Origin of the sequence: Spiractinospora alimapuensis, from assembly GCF_018437505.1 — a bacterium.
GTDB lineage: Bacteria > Actinomycetota > Actinomycetes > Streptosporangiales > Streptosporangiaceae > Spiractinospora > Spiractinospora alimapuensis.
On the sequence record NZ_CP072467.1, the window covers coordinates 4,859,664 to 4,874,549 of the forward strand.

Consider the following 14,886-nt stretch of genomic DNA (forward strand, 5'->3'; position numbering starts at 1 on the left):
TTCGGAGTGACACATCCCTACGTGCGGGGACGCGCGGGCTCCGCTCCCTTGGGCTGAGGGGGGCCGGCTAGTCGACGTAGCCCGAGAAGAACACCGGCTCCCGGGTGCCCACGTCGTTCACGTCCACCTCGATCTCGAGGTAGTCCTCGTGGTCCATCATCACGCAGGCGTATCCCCCGGAGATGCGGTCTCCGTCCTGCAGTGTGCCGGATATTTCGTTTTCGATGTCCTGTTGGAAGTCGACGACGGTGTCGGTGTCCTGTCCGAATTCGCCGATGGTGCAGCTGATTCCCGTCAGCGTGGTGTCGATGTCCGCGCCGGTGTTGTTCTCAACGTGGAGCCGCAACGCGATGTACGGCTCTGTGGAAGGAATCGCCGAGGTGCTGCTCGTTCCTCGACGGAAGTCGGACAGCTCGACGACAAGCCCGTCGTCGTATTCGAAGCTGCCCGTGATGTCGACGGTCTCACCATCCCCTACCTCCGGCGGGTCGTCGAGGTCGAGTTCGAGGTCGTCCGGGTCGATCTCGGGTGGTGCGGGCGGCGAGGGCTCAGGGGTAGACGCGAAGACACAGCCTGAGAGGCCGAGCGTGGTCGCGGCCAGGAGGGCGGAGGCGTGCAGGACAGGCTTACGCATGGGGATCTCCAAGAATGTGGGTTCGTGGCGGGTTACCGGTGACAGTGAGGAGCGGAACGTTGGTGCGGACCTGGCGGGCGTGGACTCACGCCCGACGCGCTGGTCCGGCACCGTCGGATTCGGCCTCGCGTTCCGCTCGAGGAACCTGTCGCCGTGGTTGGGTCCGGCTCGGATGCCAGCTCCCCAATCGCAATCGTGCTCTGATCGCTACCTCCGCCCAGCCTTCTGTCTCTCTCGTTCGTGCCGCGTCACTTGGTTGATCCTCGCGAGGTCGCCGCGTTCCCGCCGGCCGCACTCGCCCGAGTGCGGCATCGCTCCGCCCTTGGCCGAGGGAGAGCTCATGCTCGGTGTTACCGCCGTGAACGTTGACAGCCCCTACGACGCGGACCCCCACGGCCGGGTTCTATGCGTCGCGAGGCGGAGACGGCGCGCGATCCCCGCCCCACTCGCGGTCTGAGGGCTGCGCCGCGGCGGAACGAAATCCCCTTCTACCTGGGGAAAACACGGCCCTCTGTCCCTGTTGAACGGTGGCGCGCCCTGCGTTGGGCGTTGTCGGAGGCTTGTGTCAATCACATGGGACAAGCTGGGAAAACAGTATTAGTCAGGAGTTCGTGTCATGTGTTTGGTTACATCGGGGTCACGTTTGGCGGCCCGCGGGTCCGCCGGGCGGCTCCCCTGTGTCGAGGGGGTGGCCCGCCAATGGCGTGACGGGTATCGTATGTACGTACTAATTCCGTGTGGCGTGCTGGGGTTGTGATTATGGGTTCGAATCGGCATCACGCGATTGACTACGTCGAGATCACCGTGCGCGATGTGGAGGAAGCCAAGCGGTTCTATGGCGAGGCGTTCGGCTGGACGTTCAACGACTACGGGCCCAGTTACGCGGGCATCCGCGATCCCGGTGGCGAGGACGGGGCCGAGGTCGGCGGCCTGAGTTCCTTCGGCGAGACCCGCACGGGAGGCCCCTTCGTGCTCCTGTTCTCCACCGACCTGGACCAGTCGGTGCGGGCCGTCCGTGCTGCCGGCGGGGAGATCGTTCAGGGACCCTATGAGTTCCCGGGCGGTCGTCGTTTCCACTTCACCGATCCGAGTGGCAACGAGCTTGGAGTCTTCGCCGAGTCCTGATCCCGGTGGACGCGACCAGGGGTCACCAGGGAGTCCACACCAGGTTGAAATGGTGGGCCACCAACAACACGACCACGAGGGCCGCGGCGATCAGCGAGTAGTGCAGCCGGGCCGTGACTCCCCACCAACGGCGGGTCCACGAGAACACCGCGGCCACGACGACCCCCGCGACCAGGGGCGAGACCACCGCTAACGGTGTCCCGGCGATCCGCGCCTCACCGGTGAAGGCCATCAAGCCCATGTCGGGGCTGAGCAGCAGCACCACCAACGTCACCAGCGCCGCGCCGGTCGCCACGCCGGTCGCCACGGCGAGACGGCGCGCGTCGCGTGCCCCCCGCGACACCCGTGGTCTCGTCCGCCCCCGCAGCCGCCGCGTCAGAGACGCGATCGGCCAGGCGAGCATGCTGAGCAGCAGTGCCACCGACAGGGCGGCCGCGGTCAGATACGGGAACGGTGTCTGCCACCAGTCGGCGCGCACGTAGGGGTGCATGGGCACCTGGTCGCAGACGAAGCCCACGACATCGCCGTCGTCCTCGATGAACCCGGCCCACTCCTGGCCGTCCGCCGAGTGGAACAGACCGTCGCCCACCGGATACCAGAGTTGTTCCTCCATGGCTGAGGAGCAGGACATGCGTAGCGCCCCCTCCTCCACCCGGGCCGGACGGTAGGACCCGAGGATCGCCATGAGCGTGCTGGTCTCGGAGAAGCTGACCCGACCCGCGTGGTAGCCGCCGTCGTAGCGGGCGAGCTCCTCCTGCGACATCGGGACCCGTTCCGTCGCGTCCGGGCCGCGCTCGACGTCGGCGAACTCCACGAGAAACTCGTCCACGAACCTGGTCCACGCCGCGTCGCCCAGCCCCTCGGTGGAGTCGCTGTTCACCGCGACGAAGACGCCGAGGTTCCGTTCGGGGACCAGCGCGTACTCGGCATTGGCCCCCATCAGGTTGCCGAACGCGCCCACCACACGTGGATCGCTGGTGTACCGGTCGTAGGTTCCGTACCCCATCGCGGCGACGTCGGGATGCGTCTCCGCCTGCCGGTCGAGCATCGTGACGGTCTCGGGGGCGAGCGCCTGCTCTCCGTCGACTCGTCCTTCGTCCAAGAGCGCTCGCATGAAACGCGCCATGTCCGGCCCCGTTGAGTAGGCGAAGCCTCCTGGTGACTCGTTCGCGGTCATCGGTGGTCCCTCGAACAGGTCTCCCGCGGGAGTGATCATGTAGTTGGTGGTGACGGCCTGGCCGCTGGGGAGATCCTCCTGTCGGACCTGGAACGACGTGCTGTCCATCCCCAACGGTGTGAAGACGGCGTCGTCCACGTACTCCGGGAACGGTTGGCCGCTGACCTCCTCGATCAGGTATCCCACCAGGGTGTAGCCGAAGTTGGAGTAGGCGTCGTAGCGCCCTGGGGGATACACACGTTCCGGCATCGCCCGGGGCACGTACTCACGCAACGGGAGCGCGTCGTCGGGGTCCTCGGCGACGGATCCCTCTCGGTGCTCCTCGAAGCCGGCGGTGTGGGTGAGCAGGTGGTGCAGCGTCACAGGTTGGCCGGGGTAGGTGTCCGGGACGTGCGCGGGCTCGGGAAGGTAGGTGTTGACGTCGGTGTGCGGGTCGATCGCGCCGTCGGCGACGAGCTGTAGCGCCGCGGCCGCGGTGAACGACTTTCCGACCGAGCCCGTGTGAAACGCGGTCTCCTCCGCGTCCACCGGGGTGTCGCTGTCGAGCGCGGGGTCACCGTATCCGGTGGCGAGGACCGGCTCCCCGTGCTGGACCACCGAAACGGTCGCCCCTGGAATGCCCTGCTCTGCCATCAGTTCCGGCAACCGAGCGTCGATGAAGGCGCGTACCTCCTCTGGGTCCACTCGCTCCGCCTGTGGCTCAGCGTGCGCGGGCGTCGTGAACGTCGCGCAGACGAGTACCACGACGGCACCCGTGGTCACCCATCGTCTCGCCATGGGACGCTCCACACGTCGGAATCCCGCGGTTGGTCCAACGGTAGGACGCGCGCGACGACGACACAGTCAGGCTGACCCGACTCCGCGATGTGGTGTGGGCACTACGGGCCGCGCCCCGTAGGTGGTCACGGGTTTGCGCACCCGAACGCAGCGGAACTCGTGGAACCAGGAGCTGAAGCCGGGATCCAGCATCAGGTCGTGGAATCGACGCAGCTCACACTGGCGATGACCCAGCCTCAGCAGTCGGTCGTGGATCCGAATCACGTGGTCGCGCAGCAGGACGCATGCGGACTCACCACCCCGCACGACCTGATCGTAGGACGCCGCGTGCACCTCCTGCATCCCGGCGGCGTCCAAGTGCCGCTCGACAGTCCCGATCCACTGGCGGTCGCCGGCTCCGGTCTCGTTCACCCGTCCGTGCACGTCGTTCAGGACGGCGGCGAAGAGGTCCGTGTCGGAGGCACCGTGGCTCGACGCCGCCGGGCTGGCCCTGGAGGCGATCGGGCCGTGAAAGTCACCGACCACGAGCCATCCACCCGGTCTGAGCGCGTCGAGGATCTGGTGGAGGACGTCACGGCGGCGGGCGAGGTGGGGGACGACGAGACGGGCGTGGATGACGTCGAACGGTCCTCTGGGTGGGGGCTCTGTCGCGATGTCGTGTGACACCACCTCGATCCCGTGAGGGGGTGTCCTCCGGCCGGGCCCGGCGAGCGCGGCGACGACTCGTCCGCCTGGGGTGACGCGCCCGGCAAGCCACTGGGCGACGGCGCCTCCTTCCGGTCCGAGCTGCAGACAGTGGTGCCCCGGTCCCACCCCGGTCGCCGCCAACATCGCCGTGGAGTACCCGTCGAGTAGCTCCGGCACGTAGGCGCCCGGCGCCTCTCCCATAGTGCCGCCGTCACCCATCGTCCCCCCGGTTCGCGTGGCGTCGCTCTCTCAGCGCTTCCCCACGAGTAACACGTGACGGGTGCGGTGTTCGGTCAATCGCGGACCGTGTTTTCGAAAAGACCGTGGCAACCGAGCCGCGAGGGGGCGGCGACGGTCGGCGTGCCCGGGCGCGTCGCCGGGCACAGTGGGGGTGTGAGGCCAATGTTGGCGCGACAGGTGGACGAGTTCATGGTGGGGGAGTCACTCGTCTACGAACCCAAGTGGGACGGATACCGGGCCATCGCCCACACCGGCCCGGTGCGGATCGAGTCGCGTGCCGAGCGCCGTCTCGACGCGAAGTGGCCGGAGATCGCGGGTGCCCTGTCCCGCCAGATCCCTCCGGACACCATTCTGGACGGTGAGATCGTGCGCTGGTCCGAGGAGGGCCGCCTGGACTTCGAGGCACTCCAGCGCCGCAACCGCGCGGGTACCAGCGCCGCCCGGCGCATGGCCGACGCCGAACCCTGCCACTACGTCGTGTTCGACCTGCTGGAGATCGAGGGAGCCGACATCGCGCGGCGTTCGCTGCGCTACCGCCGCCAGGAACTCGAGGACCTCATACGGTTCGTCGAACAGCCCTCACCGTTGTCCCTGGGCTGGCAGACCGACGACCCGGAGACCGCCCGTCGTTGGTACGAGGAGATGCCCGCGGTCGGCGTGGAAGGACTCGTCGTGAAGGACCTGCGCCGTGCCTACCGTCCCGGCGCCCGCGGCTGGTGGAAGTACAAGTACCGTGCCACGACCGAGGCGATCGTCGGTGGCGTCATCGGGCACGCCGGCAGTCCCCAGGCCCTGATCCTTGGCCGCCGCCACCCCAAACTCGGCGACCTGCGCATCGTCGGCCGTACCCAGGACCTCACCCCCGATCAGGAGGTGGAACTTGGTGACCTCCTGCACAAGGCCGGAAACGACCACCCCTGGCCCGCCGCCCTCCCCACGACCTGGGGCACTGAGTCCCGCCACGGCTTCTCCCGCGTCGAGCCCGAGGTCGTCGTGGAGGTCGAGCCCGACGCGGCCACCTCCAACGGCAAGTGGCGCCACCTCGTCCCCCTCATCCGCGTTCGCGGTGACCTGAGTCCCGACGAGGTGCCACACGGGCTTGAGATCGAGGAGTGACCGCCCGTCGGCCTCACCCGTTGGCGAGGGTGCCGCGATGGCGGGCCGCGAGCGCGAGTACGTCGTCCACGGACCACTGGTCGTTGGCGTAGGTCCCGTACTTGGCTGCGAGGACCCGCCCCTCGGGGGCGACCAGGAAGTCGGCGGGGAACCCGAAGAGGTCCGGCCTGTCGTTGTGGGCGCCGCGCGTGTGTCGTTCACGGTTCGCGGCGGCCCAGGCCGCGGGCTTGAGCGGCGCGGTCCAGCTCCGTGGGTCGAGTACGGAGCGGGCACCGCGCGTCACCCCGAACTCGTCGTAGAGCGAGCGCTCCGGGTCAGCGACCGCGACGAACGGAAGCGCGCCCTGGTGCGGGAGCATGGCCTCGACGGAGGAGTGGAAGACGACGATCTCGGTGACGTCCGCGGCGGCGATCTCCCGTTCCCGGCGGACGAACGTGCCAAGATGCACGTTACAGATGGGGCAGGACGCGAACCGCCGGAGCTGGAGGTGCGTCAGGGCGTGCGGGTCAGGCAGGGTGACGGTCTCGCCCCGGATCGAGGTCAGCTCCCGGTCCGGGAGATGGTCACCAGGGCGGATTCGGGGGGCGCGGTGTTCGCGTTTCTCGGTCATGGCGGCCTCCCGCTCAGGATCACGCTCAACTGAACCTCGAAACGAGATTATATGAAAACCATATGTTATGAACAGTGAATCTTCTGGGGGAGCCAAGCGGCGGCGACGGGTGACCGCAGAGCTGAAGCGGTCGCTGCGGGAGATGGGCAACCAGCTGTCCCTGCTCAACCGGCACGTGGGAGCTAGGGTCCGGCTCAAGGACGTCGACCTGGACTGTCTGGAACTCATCAATCGCCACGACGGCATCACACCGAGCGTCCTGGCCCGCCACACCGGACTCCACCCCGCGACGGTCACCGGAGTTCTCGACCGACTGGAATCCGGCGGGTGGGTCACTCGGGAACGCGCCGTCACACCCACGGACCGACGCGCGGTGACCGTGCGTGCCCTACGGGAACGCAACTCCGAGCTGGCTCGGCTCTACTCCGGGATGAGCGCCGCGATGGATGACCTCTGCGCCGACTACACCGAGGCCGAACTCGAACTGATCGCCGGGTTCATCCACCAGGTCACCCACGCGGGCGAACACGCGGCCGACGACATCGCCAGCGACGAACGCCGCGACGCGCAGTGACGAGCGGCGCGCCCCTGCCGCGCGGCGTCACCCCCGGCTGGTCGACCTACGACGCCCGTCGCGCCTGGGCTACGGCGTCGGCCAGCTCCTCTCGGGTCATCTTGGTGCGGCCGGAGATTCCGAGGTCCGCGGCCGTCGAGAGAAGTTCCTTCTTCGTCGGTGGTGAACCGCCGGACTCCTTTGAGGCACGGGGTTCGGGGGCGCGGCTGGAGGACGTGGAGCGCTTACGTCCGGTGTCCTTGCGTTCGCGCAGGCTCTCGCGCAGGGCCTCGGTCAGCTCCACGACCTTGCCCTTGCGGGCCGGCCGCTCCGGTTCGTAGGAGACGGTCTGGCCCTTGGCCTTGGCGGCGATCAACTCCTCCAGGCGTGCCTCATAGGTGTCGTGGTACTCCGCGGGTTGCCAATCCGTCGCCATCGCCTCGATGAGCTGCTCGGCGAGGTTGAGCTCGGCGCTGGCCGGGGCTTCCTGGCGGGACGGCGGAGCCATCACGTCGTCGGGCGCCCGCACCTCGTCAGGCCACCACAGCGTGGACGCCGACAACACACCCTGCTGCGGGCCCACCAGCACCAGGTGTTCGCGGTCGCGCATGATGAACGTCGCCAGGCCGAGCCGTCCCGTCGACTCCAACGCGTCGTACAGCAGGCGGTACGGCTTCGCCGTCGCCTTGTCCGGCTCCATGTAGTAGGTGGAGGAGTACCACAGCGGGTCCACGGACCCACTCGGCACGAACCCGTTGATCTCCATCGTCTTGGAGCGCCCGGGCTTGATGTCGTCCAACTCCTCCGGCTGCAGGATCACGTACTCCTCGTCCGGCCCCACCGAGGCCCCGCGCACGATGTCCTCACTGGCGACCGCCTTACCGGTACGTTCGTTCACCCGGCGATAGCGGATCCTGTCCGAGGTGCCACGCTCGAACTGGTGCATCGTCGGCCCGTGTCGCTCCCGCGCCGAGTACAGCTTCACGCTCAGGGCCACCATGCCGAACGTCAGGGTTCCGGTCCACACTGGATTGGCCACGCCACACACCCCCTCATCCCATGGTGAGCCTGAGCTGGCAAAACCCGGGCTTGCTCGGGTAAAGGACGGATATCCGTCCCATGGCTGGGTAGCGCCAACGGTGCACACGCCAACCGATGCGGAGGCGCCGATGAGTGTGAAACGCGGACGCGAGGGCCTACGGCAGATCCTCGACACCGTGGAGTTCCCGGTGGACCAGCCCACCATGGTCGTCCTCGCCCAGGAAGCCGGCGCCGACGAGGAGCTCCTGAGCGCCCTGCAGGCCATCCCGCGCGCGGTCTACAACGAGCCCAACGAGATCCTGCGCTCGGTGCCTGTCCAGGACCGTCCCCACTCCCACACCGAGTCCGCCCGCACCAGGGAGCGCCACGAGCAGGCGCGGGAGCCCAGCGCGATCGAGGAGGAACTCGGTCAGAACCCCGAGGCGTAGATGACCGCTCGAGGTCGTGGGTGTGCGGGGCCCGCTAAGCCAGGTGAATGTGCCCACCCACCTGATGGGGGTGGAGAAATCCTGACGGGGGACAGGGCGGGGAGCCTGGGCGCAGCCGTCACCGGTGTGGCGAGGGCCCCGGGGTGTGCCGTGTGCTCGTGCTGTGTGGGGCGGTGCGAACGCAGCCCCACACAGCACGAACCACTACTGCGGCGGCGCCCCCGCCTGCGCTTTGTTCAGCCAGTACGCGCTTTCCTGCGTCTCACCGCGAGCCTCCAGCAGGCGCCCCAGGTTCTGCATGCCGCGCCGGTGGCCCTTCTCCGCGGCCGAGCGGTACCAGTACTCCGCCTCCTGGGCGTTGCCCCGCTTGGACAACAGGTGGCCGAGGTTGTTCATCGCTCCCGGATGTCCGGCCTCACCCGCGCGGCGGTACCACGGCTCGGCCTCCTCCAACCGGCCCTCGCCGTGCAGCAGCACACCCAGGTTGTGGCGGGCGTCAGTGTGGCCCTGCTCGGCGGCGGAACGCCACCAGTCGCTGGCCTCGCTCGTGTTGCCCCGCTCGTGCATGATCGCGCCGAGGTTGTACATCGCGTCCACATGGCCCTGCTCCGCGGCCGTGCGGTACTGCGGCTCCGCCTCGGAAACCCGACCCTGCTGGTGTAGCTGGAATGCCGCGGTGAACATCGCGTCGACACCACTGGGGACCTGCGGCTGGGGGCCGGTGCCCGCGACGGCCGGAGTCGGGGGCTGGCCCGGCACGCCGGTGGCGGGAACCGCGGTCTGCGGTCCCGTCCCCCCGACGGGCGGCTGCGAACCGGTGCCCGGCGCGGTCGGCTGCGGACCCGTCCCACCGACCATCGGCTGGGGGCCCGTCCCGCCACTCGCGGCGTATGGTCCGACACCACCCGGCTCGCCGAGGATCGGCTGCGGCGCGGTGCCACTGACAGGTGGTTGCGGCCCAGTGCCTCCGAACGGCGGCTGTGTCCCCGTCCCACCCATCGGTGGCTGCGGAGCACCGCCCCCCGGCGGCGGCATCCCCGGGCCGGCCGGCGGCGGCTGCTGCCCGGGCGGAGGATAGGCGGGCCCAGGCGCCCCGTACGGAGCCGGGCCGCCCTGTTCCGGTCCCCCGGGGACGGGTGGGACGCCGAACTCACCCGAGGCGGGAGGCCCGGTCGGGGGAGGCGGCGGGAAGCCGTCGGCCGACACTCCGTTCGGCGGGTAGGCGGCCTGCGGTCCCGTCCCCTGCGGGGCCATTGGAGCCTGTGGGCCGGTTCCCGGAGCGTTGGGAGGGGGAGTTCCCATGGGTGCGTAGGCGGGGTTGGGCCCGCTGGGCTGGCCTGGGTAGGGCTGCTGCGGCCCAGTGCCTGGCACGGGGTATCCCGGAGGCGCCCCCGGCGCACTCGCCTGGGGGCCCGTCCAACCCTGCGGAGGGTGGGAGTATTGTCCGGTATCACCGGAGGACGCCCCCTCCGGCACGTCGTCATCGCCGTTGCCGAACCGGGACGTCAGCCACACCACTCCCCACAGAGCGAGGACCGCGACACCCCCGATCCCCACGGCCCACTCCCAGCCGAACAGGCTCCCGAAGAAAACCGCGAGCGCACCGACTATGAGCGTGCCCCCGCTCGCCAACAAGATCCGGTACACGTTCATGGACCCATTCTCCCGTGTTGATCCCTGGCGCGTCGAGTGGGAGTCCATGTTGCGCGCGATCGCCTACGGCTGAGGCGATCCAGGCGCGCCTCAGTAGCTCGCGGCGGAATCGTCGCTGGTGACGATGGTGACGCCGGCGCTCGTTCCCAACAGCGACGCCCCCGCTGTGAGCAGTGCGTGAGCCTGTTCACGGGTAGTGATCGCCCCCGAAGCCTTGACCTGCACATTCCCAGGCGCACGTTCGGCCAGGTAGCCGATACTGGCCGCGTTGGCGGTCTCCACCCCGCCACCGCTGGCGTTCTTCAGGTACGCCGCGCCGGCCTCCACCGCGAGGTCAACCGCCGTGTCGCGCTGTTCCGGGGTGAGCAGCGGGAGCTCCAGCATCACCTTGATCGGGACCATAGTGGCCTTCACCACTCCGGCGATGTCGTCCCGGAACTCCTCGTACATCCCGCTGCGCAGCCAACCAACCTGCACTCCGATGTCGATCTGCCGTGCGCCGCGCCGCACCAGTTCGGCGGCCTCGGCCGCCTTGCCGGCGGACGTCATCACGCCCACGGTCGGGAAGTCCAACGCCGATGCCACGACGACCCCCGTGCCCGCGAGCTCGGCGGCCGCCGTCTCCACCCACGAGCCGGGGACCATGGCGGCGTTGAACCCGTACTCCACACACTGTGCGCAGTGGTCGAGGATTTCCTGGCGGGTGGTGCCCGCGGCGATCAGCGTGTGTTGGATACGGCCGGCCAGCTCGTGGTCGATGGGGTCGTGCGTCACGCCACGTCTCCGTTCAACAGGGCCTCGATCTCGTGCTTTCGGGGCAGTGAGGGGATCACCTCGTGGACCCCGACGGACCAGGCTCCGGCCGCGCACCCGTTGCGCGCGGCGGCGTGCATGGGCTCCCCCGACGCCAGGGACGTCGCGAGGGCCGCGGTGAAGGCGTCGCCAGCGCCGGTGGTGTCCACGACACGACGGGGTGGCACCGGCGGTGAGGGGTACAGCGAGTCCCCGTCGTCCACGATCGCCCCAGCGCTGCCGAGCGTGAGCGCGATGGCGCACCCCGCCTGGGACCGCAGCCGGGTGAGGATCCGCTCCGGTGGCAGGGTGTCGGAGCAGCCACCGATCAGTGTGCGCGCCTCGCCGTGGTTGGGCGTCACCACGTCCACCCAGCGCCATGCCTCGCTGGGAACGGACCGGGCCGGCGCGGGGTTGAGCACGGTGGTCGTGCCGGCGTCGCAGGCGATCCGCAGCGCGGCGATCGCCGTCGGCAGTGGGATCTCCAGGGAGACCACGACGACGTCCGCGTCGGCGAGTACGTCGGCGAAGTCCCGAACGTGCTCGGGGGTGAGCTGTTCCAGGGCACCCGGCGCGAGCGCGATGCGGTTCTCGCCGGCGCCGTCCACCATGATGAAGCCGATCATCGTGGGTTCGCTGAGAGTGACGACGTGGTCGTGCCCGACGCCCTCCTCCTCCCACAGCGCCCGCGCCTGCTCACCGTGCGCGTCGGGGCCCACCGCGGTCAGGAGCTGCACTTCCGCGCCCAACCGGGCGGCCCCGATGGCGTGGTTCGACCCCTTGCCACCGGGGCCCTGGCTGAACGAACCCCCGCTGACGGTCTCTCCGACCCTCGGAAGACGAGGGACGTTCATCGTCATCCCGACTCCGTAACTGCCGACAACCGCGACTCTCACCGCGCAGCCCTCCAAGAAGTCAGCATGGACATACCGGGCAACCTAACACCTCCCAGGAGTAGTGTTCGGCGAAGCCGGAGATTTAGCTCCCGTAAATGCCCAATGGCACCAAATAGGCCAGGCCGGATTTCGCTGTCCGCGAATAAGTTGTCACGGTCGTCCGATTGGTCGATGCCTAAAGGCGTTTATGCGCAAAGCGCACACCTGTGGATGGCGGCATGATGTCGGAATACCGCAGATCGGTTTATCGGCTTTGGAGCCCCGCACACGGGCGGATTCGGCATAATCCCGGACGTATCGGCTGCGTCGGGTGAGGCGATGCGAGACCGCGCACCCGTGTCCCGTGGGATCGCGGAACCGGCACGCCCACTCCGACCGCGCCGACGGCTCCCTGGTTACGCGGAGTGGTCGGGAACGGCGGAGGCGCGGAAGAGGACACAGTCGAACTCGAGGATCCGGCCGGTCTCGATTTCCCTGGTCACGGGGAACATGCCGGTGATCTCGAAACCCGCGGCCTCGAAGGTCGACACCGCCTCGTGCATACGCGGCATGTCGGCGTAGATCTGCAGGAGGGCGACCTCGGACTGCATCCCGACGAATTCCTTGATCCTTTCGCCCGCTCCCTCGAACACGTGCAGGTCATAGCCTTGCGTGTCCATCTTGAGGTAGGGCCGTGGATTCTCGATCCCCTCGGTGACCTCGTCCAGCATTCCGTCCAGGCGCCGGACCGGGACGTCCTCCATCGAGATCTCCCGGAACCGCTTGTACCGGTTAGAGCCGTACTCGCTCGGACCGAGCAAGGAGCTCATGGAGCCGTGGACCACGTGCATGGGTGTGGTCTCCTCGGTGTCGCCCAGCGCGCACTGGTAGACCCACCAGTTCGGGTCCTTCTTGGCCCGCTTGCGCAGCTTCTCCACGTTGTGCGGGACGGGTTCGAACGACACGATGCGACCCGTGTAGCCGGTCGCGCGCAGCCGGCGGGCGAACTGTCCGACGTGCGCCCCCACGTCGACGACGCAGTTGACCTCGTAGAAGTCCAACATGGCGCCGATGTGCTCGCTGCCGAAGTAGTCGGCGGCCGTCTTCTGCACGCGGTGTGTCCGTTCGCGGGCGGCGACGGGGTCGACGAGGAGGTGCGCGCCGGGGGAGAGCTCGACCGCCTTGCATCGGCCGCCCTTGACACCTTCCGCCGCGATGGCGGCGGCGTGCGCGGGCGAGCGCGCGGACACGCGTGAGGTTCCGCGCCGGATCACCCACAGCCCGTCGGCGACCGACGAGGCGCGGTCCTTGTCATGCCGACTGATCATGGCGGACCCGCTGCCGAGCGGGGTCACGTTCAGGCCGAGGGCGGGAAGCAGACGCAACAGATTCTTACGGAAAGTAGTCATGCGATCACGATGCCACAGACGCCGAGGAATCGCCGCCGCTTACCAGAAAGGACGGCCCCGACGGGCGACAAAGTCAAGAACACCGACAGCATCGGCCCTTTGTCGCGGTCTTCCCGCCCCGACCCCTGGTCGCCCACCATCAAGACCTGGAACATTCCACTGTGCGGAACGAGCTTCCGCGCCCAGCGATTGAACGGCGAAACATTCCGGCAATACGCTGCGAGGACGATCACACAGGAACGTGAACTGCGGCGCGATTTTGGAGGAATTGGTGACGGTCGGAGTCGTTGGTGCAGGGGCCATGGGTTCGGGAATCGCTCGCCTGGCCGCTGGTTCCGGACGGGACGTCGTCCTCTACGACGCGCGGGACGGAGCCGCCCAGCAGGCGGTGGCGAAGATCGGCGCGAGCCTGGCCCGTCAGGTCGAGAAGAACAAGACGACCCAGGACGCGGCCGACGCGCTTCTCGCCCGGATCACCGTCGCGCCCTCACTTGAGTCCTTCGCCCCGTGCGACCTGGTGATCGAGGCCGTCATCGAGGACCCCGCCGTCAAGCAGACGGTGTTCGGTGAGCTCGAGGGAATCGTCGGCGCGGACTGCGTGCTGGCCACCAACACCTCCTCACTGTCCATCGGCTCCGTGTTCCGCACCCTCGCGACGGCCGAACGCTCCATCGGACTGCACTTCTTCAACCCCGCGCACGTCATGAAGCTGGTGGAGATCATCCCCGGCCCGCGCACCAACGACGCCACCCGCGAACGCGCCCGCGCCTTCGTGGAGGGCCTCAACCGCACCGGCATCGAGGTCACCGACACCCCCGGCTTCCTCGTCAACCTCGCCGGCCGGGCCTACACCACCGAGGCCCTGCTGATCGCCCAGGAAGGCACGGCCACGGTCGACCAGATCGACCGCGTCATGACCCAGCTCGGCTTCCCGCTGGGCCCGTTCCAGCTCATGGACCTCACCGGCGTCGACGTCAACTACCCGGTGACCCAGAACATCTTCGAGCACAACTTCGGCGACCCCATGCTGCGCTCCAGTTGGGTGCACCGCTACATGTACGAGACCGGGCAGCTCGGCCAGAAGACCGGCCGCGGTTTCCACACCTACGACAACGGCAAGGCCGTCCCCCCAGAGCACGCCCCCGAACCGGTCGGCACCGCGCCCGCGCGGGTCATCCTCGCCCCGGGTGAGAGCGACGGGGTCGCGGAGTTCTGCGCGGCGTTCGACATCGCCCACACCACGACCGACGACGGAACCTCCCCCATCCTCGTCGCCCCGTTCGGCGAGGACTGCACCGAGGTCGCCACGCGACTCGGTGCCGACCCCACGCGCGTCCTCGCCGTCGACCTCGCCTTCGACTGGCGCGCCCGCGTCACGCTCATGGCACCTCCCGGAGCCGACGCCGACACGGTGTACGGCCTCGCGACCCAGATCCGCGCCACCACGCCCGTGGAGGTGATCCGCGACGGTGCCGGTTTCGTCGCCCAGCGGATCATCGCCGCGGTCGTGAACCTGGGCTGTGAGATCGCTCAGCGCGGCATCGCCACCCCCACCGACATCGATCTGGGAGTGGAGCTGGGGTTGCGCTACCCCGCGGGGCCGCTCGCCCTCGCCGAGAAGTACGGGCCCACCACCATCGACCGAATTCTGGACGCCCTGCACCGCGTCCTCCGTGACGACCGGTACCGCACCAGTCAGTGGCTGCGCCGCCGAGCACGGAGCGGACAGAGCATCCACCAGCCCGACTTCCAGCGCTGAGCCACGCAAA

General features: G+C 68.8%; 14 protein-coding genes. 5 read left to right on the forward strand and 9 right to left on the reverse strand.

Features of this window, described 5'->3' with window-relative positions; all coding sequences use genetic code 11:
- Positions 1-67: 67 nt before the first annotated feature.
- Positions 68-634 carry a hypothetical protein gene (locus J4H86_RS22820; protein ID WP_236540216.1) on the reverse strand — a complete coding sequence of 189 codons (567 nt, stop codon included), beginning with the start codon at positions 632-634 and terminating at the stop codon, positions 68-70.
- A gap of 759 nt (positions 635-1,393) precedes the next feature.
- Between J4H86_RS22820 and J4H86_RS22825 the strand changes: the two genes are divergently transcribed.
- The gene (locus J4H86_RS22825) at positions 1,394-1,759 is read left to right on the forward strand and encodes a VOC family protein (protein WP_236540217.1); all 366 of its coding nucleotides are present in this window, start codon (positions 1,394-1,396) and stop codon (positions 1,757-1,759) included.
- Positions 1,760-1,781: 22 nt separating this feature from the next.
- On the opposite strand, the gene J4H86_RS22830 is transcribed toward J4H86_RS22825, so the two are convergent.
- Both J4H86_RS22830 and J4H86_RS22835 read right to left on the reverse strand, forming a co-directional pair.
- A complete protein-coding gene (locus tag J4H86_RS22830) occupies positions 1,782-3,713 on the reverse strand; it encodes a serine hydrolase domain-containing protein (RefSeq protein ID WP_236540218.1) in 1,932 nt (643 codons plus the stop codon).
- A 66-nt stretch (positions 3,714-3,779) separates the two neighbouring features.
- On the reverse strand, positions 3,780-4,601 hold the full coding sequence (locus J4H86_RS22835) for a class I SAM-dependent methyltransferase (RefSeq protein WP_236540220.1): 822 nt from the start codon (positions 4,599-4,601) through the stop codon (positions 3,780-3,782).
- A gap of 201 nt (positions 4,602-4,802) precedes the next feature.
- On the opposite strand from J4H86_RS22835, the gene J4H86_RS22840 reads away from it, so the two are divergent.
- On the forward strand, positions 4,803-5,756 hold the full coding sequence (locus tag J4H86_RS22840; RefSeq protein WP_236544136.1) for an ATP-dependent DNA ligase: 954 nt from the start codon (positions 4,803-4,805) through the stop codon (positions 5,754-5,756).
- Between the two features lie 13 nt (positions 5,757-5,769).
- On the opposite strand, the gene J4H86_RS22845 is transcribed toward J4H86_RS22840, so the two are convergent.
- Positions 5,770-6,366, reverse strand: coding sequence for a peroxiredoxin-like family protein (locus tag J4H86_RS22845; protein ID WP_236540221.1), 597 nt, complete (start codon positions 6,364-6,366; stop codon positions 5,770-5,772).
- Between the two features lie 67 nt (positions 6,367-6,433).
- Here J4H86_RS22845 and J4H86_RS22850 point away from each other — a divergent pair, with 67 nt between their 5' ends.
- Complete coding sequence (locus tag J4H86_RS22850; RefSeq protein ID WP_236540223.1) at positions 6,434-6,940, forward strand: MarR family transcriptional regulator; 507 nt, start codon at positions 6,434-6,436, stop codon at positions 6,938-6,940.
- Between the two features lie 46 nt (positions 6,941-6,986).
- On the opposite strand, the gene ku is transcribed toward J4H86_RS22850, so the two are convergent.
- Positions 6,987-7,958: a non-homologous end joining protein Ku gene (gene ku / locus J4H86_RS22855; protein ID WP_236540225.1), complete on the reverse strand. Its 972-nt coding sequence runs from the start codon at positions 7,956-7,958 to the stop codon at positions 6,987-6,989.
- A 130-nt stretch (positions 7,959-8,088) separates the two neighbouring features.
- Between ku and J4H86_RS22860 the strand changes: the two genes are divergently transcribed.
- The gene (locus tag J4H86_RS22860) at positions 8,089-8,388 is read left to right on the forward strand and encodes a DUF2795 domain-containing protein (RefSeq protein ID WP_236540226.1); all 300 of its coding nucleotides are present in this window, start codon (positions 8,089-8,091) and stop codon (positions 8,386-8,388) included.
- A 204-nt stretch (positions 8,389-8,592) separates the two neighbouring features.
- Here J4H86_RS22860 and J4H86_RS22865 read toward each other — a convergent pair whose 3' ends face one another.
- The 4 genes from J4H86_RS22865 to J4H86_RS22880 form a co-directional block, all read right to left on the reverse strand.
- Entirely contained in the window at positions 8,593-9,147 is a 555-nt protein-coding gene (locus J4H86_RS22865; protein WP_236540227.1) for a tetratricopeptide repeat protein, read from the reverse strand.
- A gap of 984 nt (positions 9,148-10,131) precedes the next feature.
- Complete coding sequence (gene deoC / locus J4H86_RS22870; RefSeq protein WP_236540228.1) at positions 10,132-10,815, reverse strand: deoxyribose-phosphate aldolase; 684 nt, start codon at positions 10,813-10,815, stop codon at positions 10,132-10,134.
- Entirely contained in the window at positions 10,812-11,729 is a 918-nt protein-coding gene (locus J4H86_RS22875) for a ribokinase (RefSeq protein WP_269134493.1), read from the reverse strand. Before J4H86_RS22875 ends, deoC begins: the two co-directional genes overlap by 4 nt.
- Before the next feature lie 395 nt (positions 11,730-12,124).
- Positions 12,125-13,117, reverse strand: coding sequence for an FkbM family methyltransferase (locus J4H86_RS22880; protein WP_236540231.1), 993 nt, complete (start codon positions 13,115-13,117; stop codon positions 12,125-12,127).
- A gap of 271 nt (positions 13,118-13,388) precedes the next feature.
- Here J4H86_RS22880 and J4H86_RS22885 point away from each other — a divergent pair, with 271 nt between their 5' ends.
- Positions 13,389-14,876 carry a 3-hydroxyacyl-CoA dehydrogenase gene (locus tag J4H86_RS22885; protein WP_269134494.1) on the forward strand — a complete coding sequence of 496 codons (1,488 nt, stop codon included), beginning with the start codon at positions 13,389-13,391 and terminating at the stop codon, positions 14,874-14,876.
- The last annotated feature ends 10 nt before the right edge of the window (positions 14,877-14,886 follow it).